Origin of the sequence: Aquibacillus rhizosphaerae (assembly GCF_030282825.1) — a bacterium.
GTDB lineage: Bacteria > Bacillota > Bacilli > Bacillales > Amphibacillaceae > Aquibacillus_C > Aquibacillus_C rhizosphaerae.
Genome location: NZ_JASTZU010000018.1, coordinates 88,282 through 101,075 on the forward strand (window position 1 = coordinate 88,282; position 12,794 = coordinate 101,075).

Here is a 12,794-nt window from a genome sequence, read left to right on the forward strand (position 1 = left end):
ATGAAGGTAGTTAACAACATAACCGAGTTGATTGGAGATACACCTCTCGTTAAACTAAACCGTTTAGTTCCTAAAGATGCAGCAGAGATTTATGTAAAACTTGAAATGTTTAACCCTTCCGGCAGTGTGAAGGATCGTGCTGCATTTAATATGATAAAAACTGCAGAAGAACAAGGAATCATTCATCCCGGGGATACGATTATTGAACCTACAAGTGGTAACACAGGAATTGGACTAGCAATGACCGCCGCTGCCAAAGGCTATAAAGCTATTCTTGTAATGCCAGATAATATGACAAAAGAACGAATTAATATTCTTAAGGCATTTGGGGCTAAGGTAGATTTAACTCCAAGTGATAAAAAAATGCCGGGTGCAATAGAAAGAGCAAAAGAATTACATAAACAGATTCCTAATAGTTTTATTCCACAACAATTTGAGAATAGTGCAAACCCTGATATTCATCGTACAACAACTGCTATAGAGATAGCGAAACAAGTTGATAATCAGTTAGATGCATTTATCGCTACTGCTGGAACAGGAGGAACGGTTACAGGTACTGGTGAAAAACTTAAAGAGTTAATTCCAGGTATTTATATTGCAGTAGTCGAGCCAAAAGGGTCTCCTGTTCTTTCAGGTGGTAAGCCTGGAAAACATAAATTAGTGGGGACTAGTCCTGGCTTTGTACCAAGTATTTTAAATACAAGTGTTTATGATGAAATCATACAAATTAGTGATGAAGACGCTATTAATACATTCAAAGAATTAGCTTCTAAAGAAGGTATTTTTGTAGGCCCGTCAGGTGGAGCTGCCGTCTATGCAGCGATAGAAGTGGCAAAAAGATTAGGTAAGGGTAAAAAAGTTGTATGTATTGCTCCAGATACAGGAGAACGTTATTTAAGCATGAATCTATTTGATGAGTAAATTTTTAAAATAGAAAGGCTGAGTTGATGAAAACACTTGTTGTTGGAGCTAATGGTCAAATTGGAAGTCACATCATACATCAATTATCTAATAACGATAACCATGAAGTAATTGCAATGGTTAGAACACAAGAACAAGCTAAACATCTAACTGAAAAAGGTATCGACAGTGTGATTGGTGACTTAGAGGGAAGTGTCGACGCTTTAGTAGCCGTAATGAAAAAAGTTGATGCTATTATTTTCACAGCTGGATCTGGTGGAAAAACAGGTTTTGATAAAACACTATTAATTGATTTAGATGGTGCTGTAAAAACAGTGGAAGCAGCTGTCATATCAGGTGTGGACCGATTTATCATTGTTAGTGCTCTTCAAGCGCATAATCGTGAAAATTGGAATGATAAAATAAGGCCTTACTATGCAGCTAAGCACTACGCTGATAAAATCTTAATATCCAGCAATTTAAACTATACGATTATTAGACCAGGTGGCCTAGTCAATGAAAAAGGTACTGGGAAAATTTCTATCGCTGAAAACTTACTAAGTGGTTCAATACCAAGAGAAGATGTCGCATCTACGGTAATCGCAGCATTGGATAATAAACATACATTCAGGAAATCTTTTGATTTAATTTCAGGAGAATTAGAGATTAGTAAAGCATTAGATGCATTAAGCTAATTAAATCGTATTTATTATAGCCTAGTCTGGCAGTTAAATCTGTCAGACTTTTATTTTTGGTCTAGGAATTAGTTTATTTGTCTGTGTATACCATGTTAACTGGCATAGATACTTGCAGATTGATCCGTTTAAAGTCTTAATTATCTAGGATGAGTACATTGTAGCAAAAATAAAGCATGAGATAAATTTATGTATTATAGTGCTCACATCATAATTTTCAGTTAGTTTGTCTCACCTTTTAATGGTTTCAAGCTATCTCACCAAGGCTTAAAAACAAAAGTTAATCAAACGTTTGTTTAAATTTTTCTAAGTTTGCTTATCTTCGTTATATAGGTTAAATTAAACAGTAACACTTGCTTTTCTTATGAGTAATATCTTAATAAGAATAAATGATAGTAGTCTTTTTCAGAAGATACCTAACCTGTAGATAGAGAGAAAGGGAGGGGAAGGCTATGAATATTTATATAGCTTATGGACTGGTTATTATAGGTGCTGCTTTTTGGGGTGTAACAGGACTATTTGTGCAAATGTTGTATTCTTTTGGTTTTTCTCCATGGGAAGTGGTTACAATCCGAATGACTGTTTCTAGTTTTATTTTGTTTGTTTCATTGTATATTTTTAAACCATGGTATTTAAAAATCAAATGGAGAGATCTTCCTTACTTCTTTGGACTTGGAATTTTCAGTATAGCTTTTTTTAACTGGTGTTATTTTGCTGTCATAGAAAGAGCCTCACTTTCTATTGCTGTAATTTTAGTATACACATCACCGATATTTGCTTCGATAATTGCAAGATTCCTTTTTAAAGAGTTCATTTCTAAACAAAAAGCAATAGCGATTATATTGATGCTGATTGGATGCGGATTTGTTGTTGGATTATTTCCTAATGGACTTGAAGAGGTATCTCTCGGTACGGTGCTTTTGGGGGTTCTAGCTGGATTTTTTTGCTCCTTATATAGTGTGATTGGAAAACATGTATGTAAAACATATCATCCCGTCACAATAACGATATACTCCTTGATTTGTGGGAGTTTATTCATGATTCCAACTAGTTCCATTTGGCAAAAGGCTTCCGTTTTCACCGATGTAAAAGTGTGGTTATATATATTAGGGATTTCAATTATTTCCACTATATTTGCTTATACGCTATATACACTTGGTTTAACTTATATTGAATCTAGTAAAGCTGCTATCCTTTCCACAGTAGAATTAATTGTATCGATGATGATTGGAATATTCATTTTTCAAGATGTTTTATCCGGATGGCAATGGAGTGGTTTTTTTCTTGTTATTATTTCATTATTTTTAACTATATTTGCTAAACAGAAAATCCCAAAAAATAGTTTTTGATATTGATTGATAAATAAGAACATGAGCTGGACTTCAAATAAAACCACAGTGGACCTATTGTAGGATCACTGTGGTTATTTATTTTCATAGTTTATATTTTTTATCTAATAAATGGTTCATAGAAAACTTGATTTAGTAAGTGGAAATCAGTGATTTCCACTTACTATTAAACTTATTAGAAAGGACCTGGTCCGAACCCTGGTCGTGGTCCATATCCCGGTCTCGGATAGCTGCCAAACCCTGGTCCGAATCCAGCGCCTGGCCCAAAGCCCGGTCCTGGATAGCCGCCGAACCCTGGTCCGAATCCAGCGCCTGGTCCATAGCCTACTCCTGGGTATCCACCAAATCCAGCACCATAGCCTGGGTAACCATACCCTCCATAGCCTGGTCCATCTAAAAGTTCTCCCCCTAGGTAACCTACACCTAAACCAAGTAGACCGGCGCCTAGAGGACTAAAACCGAATTGTCTATAATCTTCTTGTTGTCCCCCGTATGGTTGTGCTTGATAATGTTGATTTTGATACATAATTATTTTCTCCTTTCGTCTCCCCTTAAGGAATCTGTCTAATAGGCTTTCCGTAACACTATATGTAAATGGTACCTTTATGGTATGGACTCTTACCTAGTTTTGTTATATTTAACCAAAACTATCACAAGGATTAAATTCATAAACCTGTATGCGGTTAAATATAACGATTTCTATATACCTGCATCTAATAAATAGTTATTAAAATGAAAAAATATTTAATTTAAAGGGATAGAATTCTTGGTGTCGAATTATATCTCGACAAACTTAATAATTTTGGAGGTGTATGATGAATATAAAATTATACCCAAGTGAAGCGATAAGGGCTGAGGGTGCTAATGAACACTGTCCAAGTATGACACCTTATTTGTTAGAGGGAAATAGTAGATATCCATTAATTATAGTAATACCAGGAGGAGGATACAGCCACCGTGCAGATCACGAGGGAAGCCCCGTTGCGAAATGGTTGAATAGTTTAGGAATATCCGCTGTTGTCTTAAATTATCGTGTCAACCCAGACTTCCATACGTATCCAATGGAAGACGCACAACGTGCAATTAAAATGGTTAGACATTATGCGGATGAATGGCAGATAGACAAGGACAGAGTTGGTGTGTTAGGTTTTTCAGCTGGAGGTCATTTGGCTTCGACAGTAGGAACCCATTTTGAGGGGGATCATCTCGTTGATGAAGATCCTATTTCACAACAAAGTAATCGACCTAACCTTATGATATTATGTTATCCTGTTATTACAATGGGCAAGTACACACATCTTGGCAGTAAACAAACACTGCTAGGAAGAAACCACGAGGAAAGTCTCGTTAATTATTATTCGAATGAAAAGCATGTAGACGAGAAAACGCCACCTACCTTTCTATGGCATACTGCAGATGATTCAAGTGTACCAGTTGAAAACAGCATACATTTTGTAGAATCCTTAAGTAAACACAACGTCTCACATGAATTACATATATTTGAGAGCGGACCACACGGATTAGGTCTAGCTAAAGACTCATACTCGGTTAGTATGTGGACTACATTATGCGAAATTTGGTTGAAAGGGAAGGGTTTTTAACCATACGGGAGGAAAATGAAATTGACAAAAATTAAAATGCTAGTACAAACAACATATAATGGCAATCTTCTTAGACAAGGTAAAGAATACGAAGTAGCAGATGATACTGCACAAAGATGGCATATAAGTAATATTGCTGAAATTATAGAACACCAACGAAAGCCTGAAGAACAGGAATAAGAATATCGATGCAAAGAGTTATAAAGGTATTTGCTTTTGTATGTTTAATGTTATATCTATCTTTTTTACTTTATTTACTGTTTTTTTCTCACTATCGTCAAGAAGTTAAAGGAATCGTTGATTACAATTTGATCCCATTTAGATCGATAACTCGCCATTTACTTAGCCTCGATAATATAGGAATGGAACTATTAACAGACAACTTTTTTGGAAATATATTGGCGTTTATACCACTAGGTTTTTTACTACCAATTGTTTGGAACAAGGTGAATACTTTTACTAATACATTGATAATTTCGAGTTTGTGTTCATTAGTTATTGAAATTACCCAATGGTTAACAAGATTAGGAGCATTTGATGTAGATGACATAATTCTAAATACGATTGGTGGATTATGCGGATTTTTATTGGTTCGTATGTTACAAAAGATAGTGTGCAAAAGTTTCCATTGATAATCTCAAAAGGATAATGTATTATAGTGATACAGGCTACGATGTACGTAATGATTATAAGTTTTAACCTTTATACTGTAATAGGGAGTTTTATATTGAGCTGAAATGTCATGCCTCGAAAGATTAGAGGAAGACAGGAAGGTTTCTGCAAACACCCACTTTGAGGAGTGGTGGTTTAAAACTTTCATCATTAATTTACGGCAATTGTGGCTTTACTATTAAAAATTATTAACCAGTTCCTGTTGGAACTGGTTTTTTATTTGTTTAGGTAACTTTTAAATTTTCTAAACGCGCATATCATGCAGAAACAGCGACGTCCATATCCGCGCCCACCCCGTGGTCATATTTGGCTTAGGTGGGGATAAAAGAAGAATACTACATAACACGTCAGGTTTCTGTTCATATTTCAAATATTCTGGTTCTGAAATTCTTGAAGTAATACGGATCTGAATTTTTCTCGGTCAGATTCTGTTAGTGCTTTTGGTCCTCTTGTTTTAAAGCCACCGCGTCTGGCTTTTGCATTTGCGTGACGAGTTTGAAGGAGTTCGTCCATATTGTTTATTGTGTATTTAAAGCCCTTATGGTGTAACACAATACACCCTTTCCCAAGAGCTAATGAAGCAAGTCCATAATCCTGTGTAATAATAATATCAAGACTTTTGGCCAGTGCCATAATTCTGTAGTCAGCGGCATCGGCACCATGATCAACATAAATGGAAGTAACACCGGTTGGATCTTCTTTGTTAGAATAATGTGAAAAGCTCTTCACTAAAATAACAGGAATATTTGCTTTTCTGGCTTCTTCTATAACGATATTGTTAACTGGGCAAGCATCAGCGTCTATATATATGTTCATATAACTTTCTCCTTTTTAATTTTTTCGTTGTAATAAGTTTTAAAAGTGACGTTCCAACTAATAATAAGTACATATACATTAATTTCATTTGGATTTAATAGTATCATTGAATTCGTTATAATTGAAACAGTAGTATAAATAAAATAAACGTTATAGAAAGTAGGCTTTTGAATGAATTTACAAGTAGGCTCGGTTGAGAAACTGAAAGTAGTAAGAAAGATAGATACTGGTTATGTCCTTACAGATGGAGAAAATGAAATTCTCTTACATATAAGCGAAGCTATTGATGAATTGCAAACAGAGCAGGAAGTTGAGGTATTCTTATACCAAGATAAAAAAGGGGAACTCGTATCGACGATGACTCTTCCATCCGTTCGATTTGACACTTTTGATTGGGCAGAGGTAGTTGAAGTGGTTAAGGATCTCGGGGTGTTTGTCAATATTGGTATTAATAAAGGCGTGTTGGTTTCTTCAGACCATCTTCCACTTTTAAGTCGTGTATGGCCTGAAAAAGGGGACGTGCTATATGTTGCTCTTGATAAGGATAAAAGAGGTAAGTTAATAGCCAAACCTGTTACGGAGGCAGATTTTGAAGACGAATGGGATAAAGCACCTGAAACGCTACATAATGCTCCAATAAGTGGAAGGATTTTCAGGACAAGTAAAGAAGGGGCTGTAATCATTACAGAGGAAGGTTACCGAGGATTTATCCATCATACAGAACGAAAGCAAGATCCACGCTTGGGTGAATGGGTAAAAGGTAGAGTCATTCAAGTTAAAGAAGATGGGACTTTAAACGTGTCTCTTCTTCCGTTTAAAAAATATGGTATGGTCGAAGATGCAGATGTCATTCTTTCGTATTTAAAAGAAAATGATGGCGTTGTTCCCTTCAGTGATAAAAGTGACCCTGATGATATTAGAAGCACGTTTAACATGAGTAAAGCAGCATTCAAACGTGCATTGGGTAAGTTAATGAAAGATAAAAAAATAGAGCAACAAGATGGTAAAACATATCTAAAATAACATGTGTCACTAATGATAATCTTACCAATTCTTATAGCTATTGTTGACAAATTGTAGTATTATTTTGATAACTTTAATGTATTCAGTAAAGTAGTTAAGAAAAGTTAAGGCATTCGATTATTCACTTTAAAGACGAGGCTAGGCCTAAGTTTTTCTTAAAAAGAACAGGGGAAGAAAGATGCTTAAATATATAGAGCAACAACATGATGCTATGTTACAACTAATAAAACAATTGGTCAGTATAGATAGTGGAAGTCATGATAAACAAGGTGTAGATAAAGTAGGGCAGATATTAACTGATTATTATAAACAGCTAGGCTTTATTGTTAATGTTTCTCATGAAAAAGAATTTGGTAATCATTTAATAATTCAACATAAAGATGCGATTGAACCGAATATCATTGTCCTTGCTCATATGGATACTGTTTTTCCAAAGGGAACTGCAAACGAACGTCCATTTAGAATCAAGGGGGATCGAGCTTATGGACCTGGAGTAATTGATATGAAAGCGAGTCTCGTAACACTATTATACGCACTAAAATCTTTAATAGAAACTGGAAACTTAGGTTATAAAGATGTTCAAATTGTTATAAATAGTGATGAAGAAATTGGTTCAATCACATCAAGACAGCTTATCGAAAAAATGGCTTCCAATAAAAAATATGCATTAGTTATGGAACCAGCAAGAAAAAATGGTGCGCTCGTATCATCTAGAAGAGGAAAAGGTAATTATACATTAAGTGTACTTGGTAAAGCAGCACATTCTGGTATTGAACCAGAAAAGGGTAGAAGTGCGATAGAGGAACTAGCACATAAGGTTATCCAACTCCACGAACTTTCGGATCCAGACCACGGTATTAATGTAAATGTAGGAGTGATTGAAGGAGGTTCATCTGTAAACACGATATCGGAGCATGCAACAGCTCAAATTGATATTCGTATATCAGAGATGGATCAGGCTATACCTTTAGAGGAAAAATTAGAAGAAATTTGTGCCTCAACCGATGTATATGGAACTAGCGTTTCGTTAGAGGGAGAAATAAATCGACCTCCAATGGAAAAGACAAAAAAGACAGAATTACTATTAAAGATAATTAAAGAAGCTGGTGTTTCGATCGGAGTTAAAGTTAAAGATACAGCGACTGGTGGAGGTTCAGATGCATCTTTTACTGCTGCACTAGGTATCCCAACGATTGATGGTTTAGGTCCCGTTGGTGGTAATGCGCATAGTGATAAAGAGTACTTAGAACTTGAATCGATTACCCCGCGTACGTTGTTATTAGCAACTGTAATTCAACGTTTGAGTGAAAAGTAAACCAATAATATAACGGTTTTCTAAATATGCTCAATTAAAATATAATCCGAATATTTTTGATGAAAATAAACATCCTATTGATGACTGATTATTGATATTCTGAGCATGAAAGGATGGTAAAAATGGATCAAAATTTGGCTTATTTACGTGAAGTGCTATCTAATTATACGGAAGAAAATGAAGCAATACGTGATATTGCAAATTCACTTGTTCAACAAAACTACACTTCGGAGAAAGACTTTGTTGAAGCATTAGATCCAGAAAAAGTTCAAATGCTTAGCCAGCTTATTAATAAAGAAATGCATCATGCTAATGAATCAGGGGATCATGAACGTGGCTATCAATTGAATGAAGTCTATGAACTGCTGTATTAAATTGAAGCGACTTTATGTTCGTGTTGCTTGTATTTGAAAAAGAGAGTTGAAAAATAATAATAGTATGTTAAACTGTTTACAAATTCAAAATTCAAAATTCAAAATATTCACTAGGGGAGTCGAATGAACGACTGAGACGGGATAATTCCGGACCCTTGGAACCTGATCTGGTTAGAACCAGCGTAGGGAAGTGGTTAATTATTGTAAATGTCTCATTATGATAAACATTTAATTTACAAGTCAACCACCTTTCCATACGGAGTAGGTGGTTTTTTACGTTCTAAAAAGGAGGTTGGTAATGCGTAATCAACTCCATATCATCTCAACTGGTAAACAATCTATAGAAGAATTTGTTGGCATTATTTCTGTCATCCACCCTTATGTTGATTTTATTCATTTGCGAGAAAAGTCGAGATCAGCCAGAGAAATAATCGAAATAGTAAACTGTTTGAAGATTAAAGGAGTAGAAAAATCTAAAATAATAATTAATGACAGGGCGGATATCGCTTTCCTTAAAAAATGTTATGGCGTTCATGTGGGTTTTCATAGTTTTACAGCGAGTGAAATAAAAAGCTCCTTTGTAGGGATGAAGGTTGGATGTTCTGTACACTCCCTACCCGAAGCTATGAAAGCTGAGAAAGAGAATGCTGACTACGTAATCTATGGACACATATTTGATACCAAATCTAAGCCAAGTATGAAACCAAGAGGGCTTAACAATTTAGTATATATCGTTAAGTCGACAAATATTCCCGTCATTGCTATTGGAGGAATTAAACCCAACGATGTAAAAGCTGTATTAGATTGTGGAGCTGATGGGGTGGCTATAATGTCAGGTGTCCTAGAAGCTCCTAATCCGTTAAAAAAGGTAAAAGAATACCGCAAGCAATTATCATCCTAAAAGGAGAGACCTATGAAGAATACCTATGATTCTATTATTATTGGCGGGGGAGTAAATGGATGTTCAATCGCCTACCAGTTAGCTAAGAGGGGACATTCTGTTTTAATTGTTGAAAAAGACCGACTTGCCGAACAATCTTCGGGTGCAGCAGCAGGAATGCTTGCAGCCCAAGCTGAGCTAGATCAAGATGGACCATTGTTTCAACTTGCTAGAAAAAGCAGAAGTATGTTTCATAATCTATCTGAGCAATTGAAGAATCTATCAGGGGTTGACATTGAACTTATTAACGAAGGAATGTTAAAAGTCGCTTTAACGGAAGAAGAAGAATGCCATTATAAAAAAATAATTGAATTCCAGCAGAGTATTGGAGAGAAAGTTGAATGGCTTTCACCGACTGAGGTTTGTAAAAAAGAAACAAATATTTCCACCGAAATCAGAGGAGCTATGTATATCCCTAATGATGGGCAAGTTTCAGCCAAGCAATTGACACTAGGGTTTGCTAAATCAGCTGTTTCTTTAGGTGTAGACATTTTGGAATACACAGAAGTAGAGGATATTTTACAAGAAGGCGGGAAAGTGACAGGAATCGCTACTCCTATTAGCAATTATTATGCTGAGAACGTAATTGTTACTGCAGGAGCGTGGAGCAAAAGAATTCTTGCAAGAACAAATCTATCCATTCAAGCTTACCCAGTTAAAGGGGAATGTTTTTCAGTTTTGCATCACAAACCTTTATTAAAGAGTACTTTATTTTCAGAGGGATGCTATCTTGTACCTAAAAAAGGTGGAAGAATCATCATTGGTGCTACGTCAAATCCACATACGTTTGATAAAAAAGTAACCGTAGGTGGGATAAATCAATTAATGAGTCGGGCAATCAGTTTATTGCCAGCGATTGCTAAAACAGAGTTTGAAACAAGTTGGGCAGGTATTCGTCCTCAAACAAAGGATGGATTACCCTTTCTAGGTAAACATCCTAGTTTAAATGGTGTGTTCATAGCAACCGGTCATTATCGAAATGGGATTTTATTGGCACCAATAACTGGAGAGCTAATAGCTGATTTAGTCGAAGATAAACCTATCAATCCATTATTTGAAAATGCATTTAAGCTAGATAGAGAGATGATTCTTATTGGTGAAGGGGTGTAGAAATGAATCTTTTAGTTAACGGAGATAAGGTAGAGGTACCGGATTCGATAGAAACGATGGCACAACTTATAAAGTACTATCAACTTGATAAAAAAGTCCTAATTGTTGAACATAACTTAACGATATTAAACAAAGAACAACACCAATATTCACATATTTCTGATGGAGATAAAATTGAGATTGTTAATTTTGTAGGAGGCGGATGAAATGTTAAAAATAGGATCATACCAATTTAAATCTAGATTGTTGTTAGGAACAGGGAAGTACCCAAATTATAATATTCAAAGAGAGTCAGTAGAATTATCTGGTGCTGAAATACTAACCTTTTCTGTAAGAAGAATGAATATTTTTGAACCTAATCAACCGAACTTTTTAGAGAAAATTGATTTGAAAAAGTACAAATTGTTACCAAATACGGCTGGTGCAAAAACTGCTGAAGAAGCTGTTCGAACAGCAAGACTTGCTAAAGCATCTGGACTGTGTGACATGATTAAAGTTGAAGTTATCGGTTGCGACAAGACATTATTACCCGACCCGGTTGAAACATTAAAAGCTACGGAACAATTACTAGAGGAAGGTTTTACTGTCCTTCCTTATACCTCTGATGACGTTGTTCTTGCTAGAAAGCTAGAAGAATTAGGAGCACATGCAATAATGCCTGCAGCATCTCCAATAGGGTCTGGGCAAGGTATTATTAATCCTTTATATCTAAAATTCATTATTGAACAATCTAATGTACCAGTAATCGTCGATGCAGGAATTGGAACGCCTTCTGATGCAACAATTGCGATGGAGATGGGTGCAGACGGCGTCCTGCTTAATACAGCTGTCGCTGGTGCAACTGATCCAGTTAAGATGTCAAAAGCAATGAAACTGGCTATTGAAGCAGGTCGACTGGGATATGAAGCTGGAAGAATTGCTAAGAAGCCATATGCAACAGCAAGTAGTCCAAAGGATGGGATTAGTGTTGGATCTTAGTCGGTTTTCTAGACAATTACTGTTTCAACCTATTGGTGAAAATGGTCAAAAAAAAATTCGTGCTAAACATGTGTTAATTATCGGAGCTGGTGCTTTAGGTACTGCAAGTGCAGAATCTTTAGTTAGGGCTGGTATTGGAGAATTAACAATAGTCGACAGGGATTATGTGGAATGGAGTAATTTACAAAGACAATTACTTTTTAGTGAAAGTGATGCCCAAAACAGAACACCAAAAGCTATTGCAGCAAAATCTAGATTATCGTTATTAAATTCAGATGTAAAAATAAACGCACATGTTATGGATGCTTCAGTAACTGAACTGGAGCAACTAATTCCAAGTGTAGATTTAATCATGGATGCGACTGACAACTTTGACACAAGGTTAGTAATCAATGATCTTTCTCAAAAACATCATGTACCATGGATTTATGGAGCATGCGTTGGCAGTTATGGGATATCATTTACAATTATTCCTGAGGAAACTCCCTGTTTAAATTGTTTGTTAGAAACCGTTCCACTAGGTGGTGCAACCTGCGATACGGTTGGGATTATTAGCCCAGCCGTTCAAATGGTTGTTGCCTATCAAGTTGCTGAAGCATTAAAAATATTAGTTGACGACTATGACGCGCTGTCTGGAAAACTTGTATCCTTTGATATTTGGAAGAATGAAAGAGTTGCTCTATCCGTTGCAAAAGTAAAAAAAGAAACTTGTTTATCTTGTGGTCCGAATAGAAGTTATCCTTATTTATCTTATCAAGCTCAGACAAAAACGGCTGTTCTTTGTGGAAGAGATACGGTGCAAATCAGACCTTCTATTAATATGGATAGAGACTTAGATTCATTATCAGATATATTAGCGAAAAGTTTTGATGGGAAAATGGCTAAAAATCCGTACTTGCTTTCGTTTGACACAGGCGAGCACAGGCTAGTTATCTTCAAGGATGGTAGAGTGCTCATACATGGAACAAAGGATATAACGGAAGCAAAGACAATTTACCATAAATACTTAGGATAAAGGAAA

At 35.8% G+C, this 12,794-nt stretch carries 16 protein-coding genes, 1 other RNA gene and 1 riboswitch; of the genes, 15 read left to right on the forward strand and 2 right to left on the reverse strand.

What is annotated here, in order from left to right:
- The 3 genes from cysK to QQS35_RS03940 all read left to right on the forward strand — a co-directional run bounded on the left by cysK (position 1) and on the right by QQS35_RS03940 (position 2,944).
- Positions 1-921 carry a cysteine synthase A gene (gene cysK / locus QQS35_RS03930; RefSeq protein ID WP_285930527.1) on the forward strand — a complete coding sequence of 307 codons (921 nt, stop codon included), beginning with the start codon at positions 1-3 and terminating at the stop codon, positions 919-921.
- Positions 922-947: 26 nt separating this feature from the next.
- A complete protein-coding gene (locus QQS35_RS03935; protein WP_285930528.1) occupies positions 948-1,595 on the forward strand; it encodes an SDR family oxidoreductase in 648 nt (215 codons plus the stop codon).
- Positions 1,596-2,047: 452 nt separating this feature from the next.
- Positions 2,048-2,944, forward strand: a complete 897-nt coding sequence (locus tag QQS35_RS03940; RefSeq protein WP_285930529.1) for an EamA family transporter — start codon at positions 2,048-2,050, stop codon at positions 2,942-2,944.
- Positions 2,945-3,119: 175 nt separating this feature from the next.
- On the opposite strand, the gene QQS35_RS03945 is transcribed toward QQS35_RS03940, so the two are convergent.
- Positions 3,120-3,470 carry a hypothetical protein gene (locus QQS35_RS03945; RefSeq protein ID WP_285930530.1) on the reverse strand — a complete coding sequence of 117 codons (351 nt, stop codon included), beginning with the start codon at positions 3,468-3,470 and terminating at the stop codon, positions 3,120-3,122.
- 289 nt (positions 3,471-3,759) lie between these two features.
- On the opposite strand from QQS35_RS03945, the gene QQS35_RS03950 reads away from it, so the two are divergent.
- The 4 genes from QQS35_RS03950 (at position 3,760) to ssrS (ending at position 5,394) form a co-directional block, all read left to right on the forward strand.
- Complete coding sequence (locus QQS35_RS03950) at positions 3,760-4,545, forward strand: alpha/beta hydrolase (RefSeq protein WP_285930532.1); 786 nt, start codon at positions 3,760-3,762, stop codon at positions 4,543-4,545.
- Positions 4,546-4,566: 21 nt separating this feature from the next.
- Entirely contained in the window at positions 4,567-4,725 is a 159-nt protein-coding gene (locus tag QQS35_RS03955; RefSeq protein WP_285930533.1) for a hypothetical protein, read from the forward strand.
- Between the two features lie 8 nt (positions 4,726-4,733).
- A complete protein-coding gene (locus QQS35_RS03960) occupies positions 4,734-5,177 on the forward strand; it encodes a VanZ family protein (RefSeq protein WP_285930534.1) in 444 nt (147 codons plus the stop codon).
- Between the two features lie 30 nt (positions 5,178-5,207).
- Positions 5,208-5,394: non-coding RNA, 6S RNA (gene ssrS / locus QQS35_RS03965), on the forward strand.
- 189 nt (positions 5,395-5,583) lie between these two features.
- On the opposite strand, the gene QQS35_RS03970 is transcribed toward ssrS, so the two are convergent.
- On the reverse strand, positions 5,584-6,033 hold the full coding sequence (locus QQS35_RS03970; protein ID WP_285930535.1) for a YaiI/YqxD family protein: 450 nt from the start codon (positions 6,031-6,033) through the stop codon (positions 5,584-5,586).
- Positions 6,034-6,204: 171 nt separating this feature from the next.
- On the opposite strand from QQS35_RS03970, the gene QQS35_RS03975 reads away from it, so the two are divergent.
- The 8 genes from QQS35_RS03975 (at position 6,205) to QQS35_RS04010 (ending at position 12,788) form a co-directional block, all read left to right on the forward strand.
- Positions 6,205-7,056 (forward strand): CvfB family protein, encoded by an 852-nt coding sequence (locus QQS35_RS03975; protein WP_285930536.1) that lies wholly within the window; start codon positions 6,205-6,207, stop codon positions 7,054-7,056.
- 178 nt (positions 7,057-7,234) lie between these two features.
- Positions 7,235-8,371 (forward strand): M20 family metallopeptidase, encoded by a 1,137-nt coding sequence (locus tag QQS35_RS03980; RefSeq protein ID WP_285930537.1) that lies wholly within the window; start codon positions 7,235-7,237, stop codon positions 8,369-8,371.
- 122 nt (positions 8,372-8,493) lie between these two features.
- Positions 8,494-8,745, forward strand: coding sequence for a sporulation protein (locus tag QQS35_RS03985; RefSeq protein ID WP_285930538.1), 252 nt, complete (start codon positions 8,494-8,496; stop codon positions 8,743-8,745).
- 102 nt (positions 8,746-8,847) lie between these two features.
- Positions 8,848-8,951: riboswitch (TPP riboswitch) on the forward strand.
- A gap of 92 nt (positions 8,952-9,043) precedes the next feature.
- Positions 9,044-9,646 carry a thiazole tautomerase TenI gene (tenI, locus tag QQS35_RS03990; RefSeq protein ID WP_285930539.1) on the forward strand — a complete coding sequence of 201 codons (603 nt, stop codon included), beginning with the start codon at positions 9,044-9,046 and terminating at the stop codon, positions 9,644-9,646.
- A gap of 12 nt (positions 9,647-9,658) precedes the next feature.
- A complete protein-coding gene (gene thiO, locus QQS35_RS03995) occupies positions 9,659-10,795 on the forward strand; it encodes a glycine oxidase ThiO (RefSeq protein WP_285930541.1) in 1,137 nt (378 codons plus the stop codon).
- 2 nt (positions 10,796-10,797) lie between these two features.
- Positions 10,798-11,001 carry a sulfur carrier protein ThiS gene (gene thiS, locus QQS35_RS04000; protein ID WP_285930543.1) on the forward strand — a complete coding sequence of 68 codons (204 nt, stop codon included), beginning with the start codon at positions 10,798-10,800 and terminating at the stop codon, positions 10,999-11,001.
- A 1-nt stretch (position 11,002) separates the two neighbouring features.
- The gene (locus QQS35_RS04005; RefSeq protein WP_285930545.1) at positions 11,003-11,773 is read left to right on the forward strand and encodes a thiazole synthase; all 771 of its coding nucleotides are present in this window, start codon (positions 11,003-11,005) and stop codon (positions 11,771-11,773) included.
- The gene (locus tag QQS35_RS04010; RefSeq protein WP_285930889.1) at positions 11,751-12,788 is read left to right on the forward strand and encodes a thiazole biosynthesis adenylyltransferase ThiF; all 1,038 of its coding nucleotides are present in this window, start codon (positions 11,751-11,753) and stop codon (positions 12,786-12,788) included. Before QQS35_RS04005 ends, QQS35_RS04010 begins: the two co-directional genes overlap by 23 nt.
- Positions 12,789-12,794: the final 6 nt, after the last annotated feature.

Coding starts and splice junctions, on each gene's coding strand:
- cysK (WP_285930527.1), top strand. CDS start 1: ATGAAGGTAGTTAACAACATAACCGAGTTGATTGGAGATACACCTCTC.
- QQS35_RS03935 (WP_285930528.1), top strand. CDS start 948: ATGAAAACACTTGTTGTTGGAGCTAATGGTCAAATTGGAAGTCACATC.
- QQS35_RS03940 (WP_285930529.1), top strand. CDS start 2,048: ATGAATATTTATATAGCTTATGGACTGGTTATTATAGGTGCTGCTTTT.
- QQS35_RS03945 (WP_285930530.1), bottom strand. CDS start 3,470: ATGTATCAAAATCAACATTATCAAGCACAACCATACGGGGGACAACAA.
- QQS35_RS03950 (WP_285930532.1), top strand. CDS start 3,760: ATGAATATAAAATTATACCCAAGTGAAGCGATAAGGGCTGAGGGTGCT.
- QQS35_RS03960 (WP_285930534.1), top strand. CDS start 4,734: ATGCAAAGAGTTATAAAGGTATTTGCTTTTGTATGTTTAATGTTATAT.
- QQS35_RS03970 (WP_285930535.1), bottom strand. CDS start 6,033: ATGAACATATATATAGACGCTGATGCTTGCCCAGTTAACAATATCGTT.
- QQS35_RS03975 (WP_285930536.1), top strand. CDS start 6,205: ATGAATTTACAAGTAGGCTCGGTTGAGAAACTGAAAGTAGTAAGAAAG.
- QQS35_RS03980 (WP_285930537.1), top strand. CDS start 7,235: ATGCTTAAATATATAGAGCAACAACATGATGCTATGTTACAACTAATA.
- QQS35_RS03985 (WP_285930538.1), top strand. CDS start 8,494: ATGGATCAAAATTTGGCTTATTTACGTGAAGTGCTATCTAATTATACG.
- tenI (WP_285930539.1), top strand. CDS start 9,044: ATGCGTAATCAACTCCATATCATCTCAACTGGTAAACAATCTATAGAA.
- thiO (WP_285930541.1), top strand. CDS start 9,659: ATGAAGAATACCTATGATTCTATTATTATTGGCGGGGGAGTAAATGGA.
- thiS (WP_285930543.1), top strand. CDS start 10,798: ATGAATCTTTTAGTTAACGGAGATAAGGTAGAGGTACCGGATTCGATA.
- QQS35_RS04005 (WP_285930545.1), top strand. CDS start 11,003: ATGTTAAAAATAGGATCATACCAATTTAAATCTAGATTGTTGTTAGGA.
- QQS35_RS04010 (WP_285930889.1), top strand. CDS start 11,751: ATGGGATTAGTGTTGGATCTTAGTCGGTTTTCTAGACAATTACTGTTT.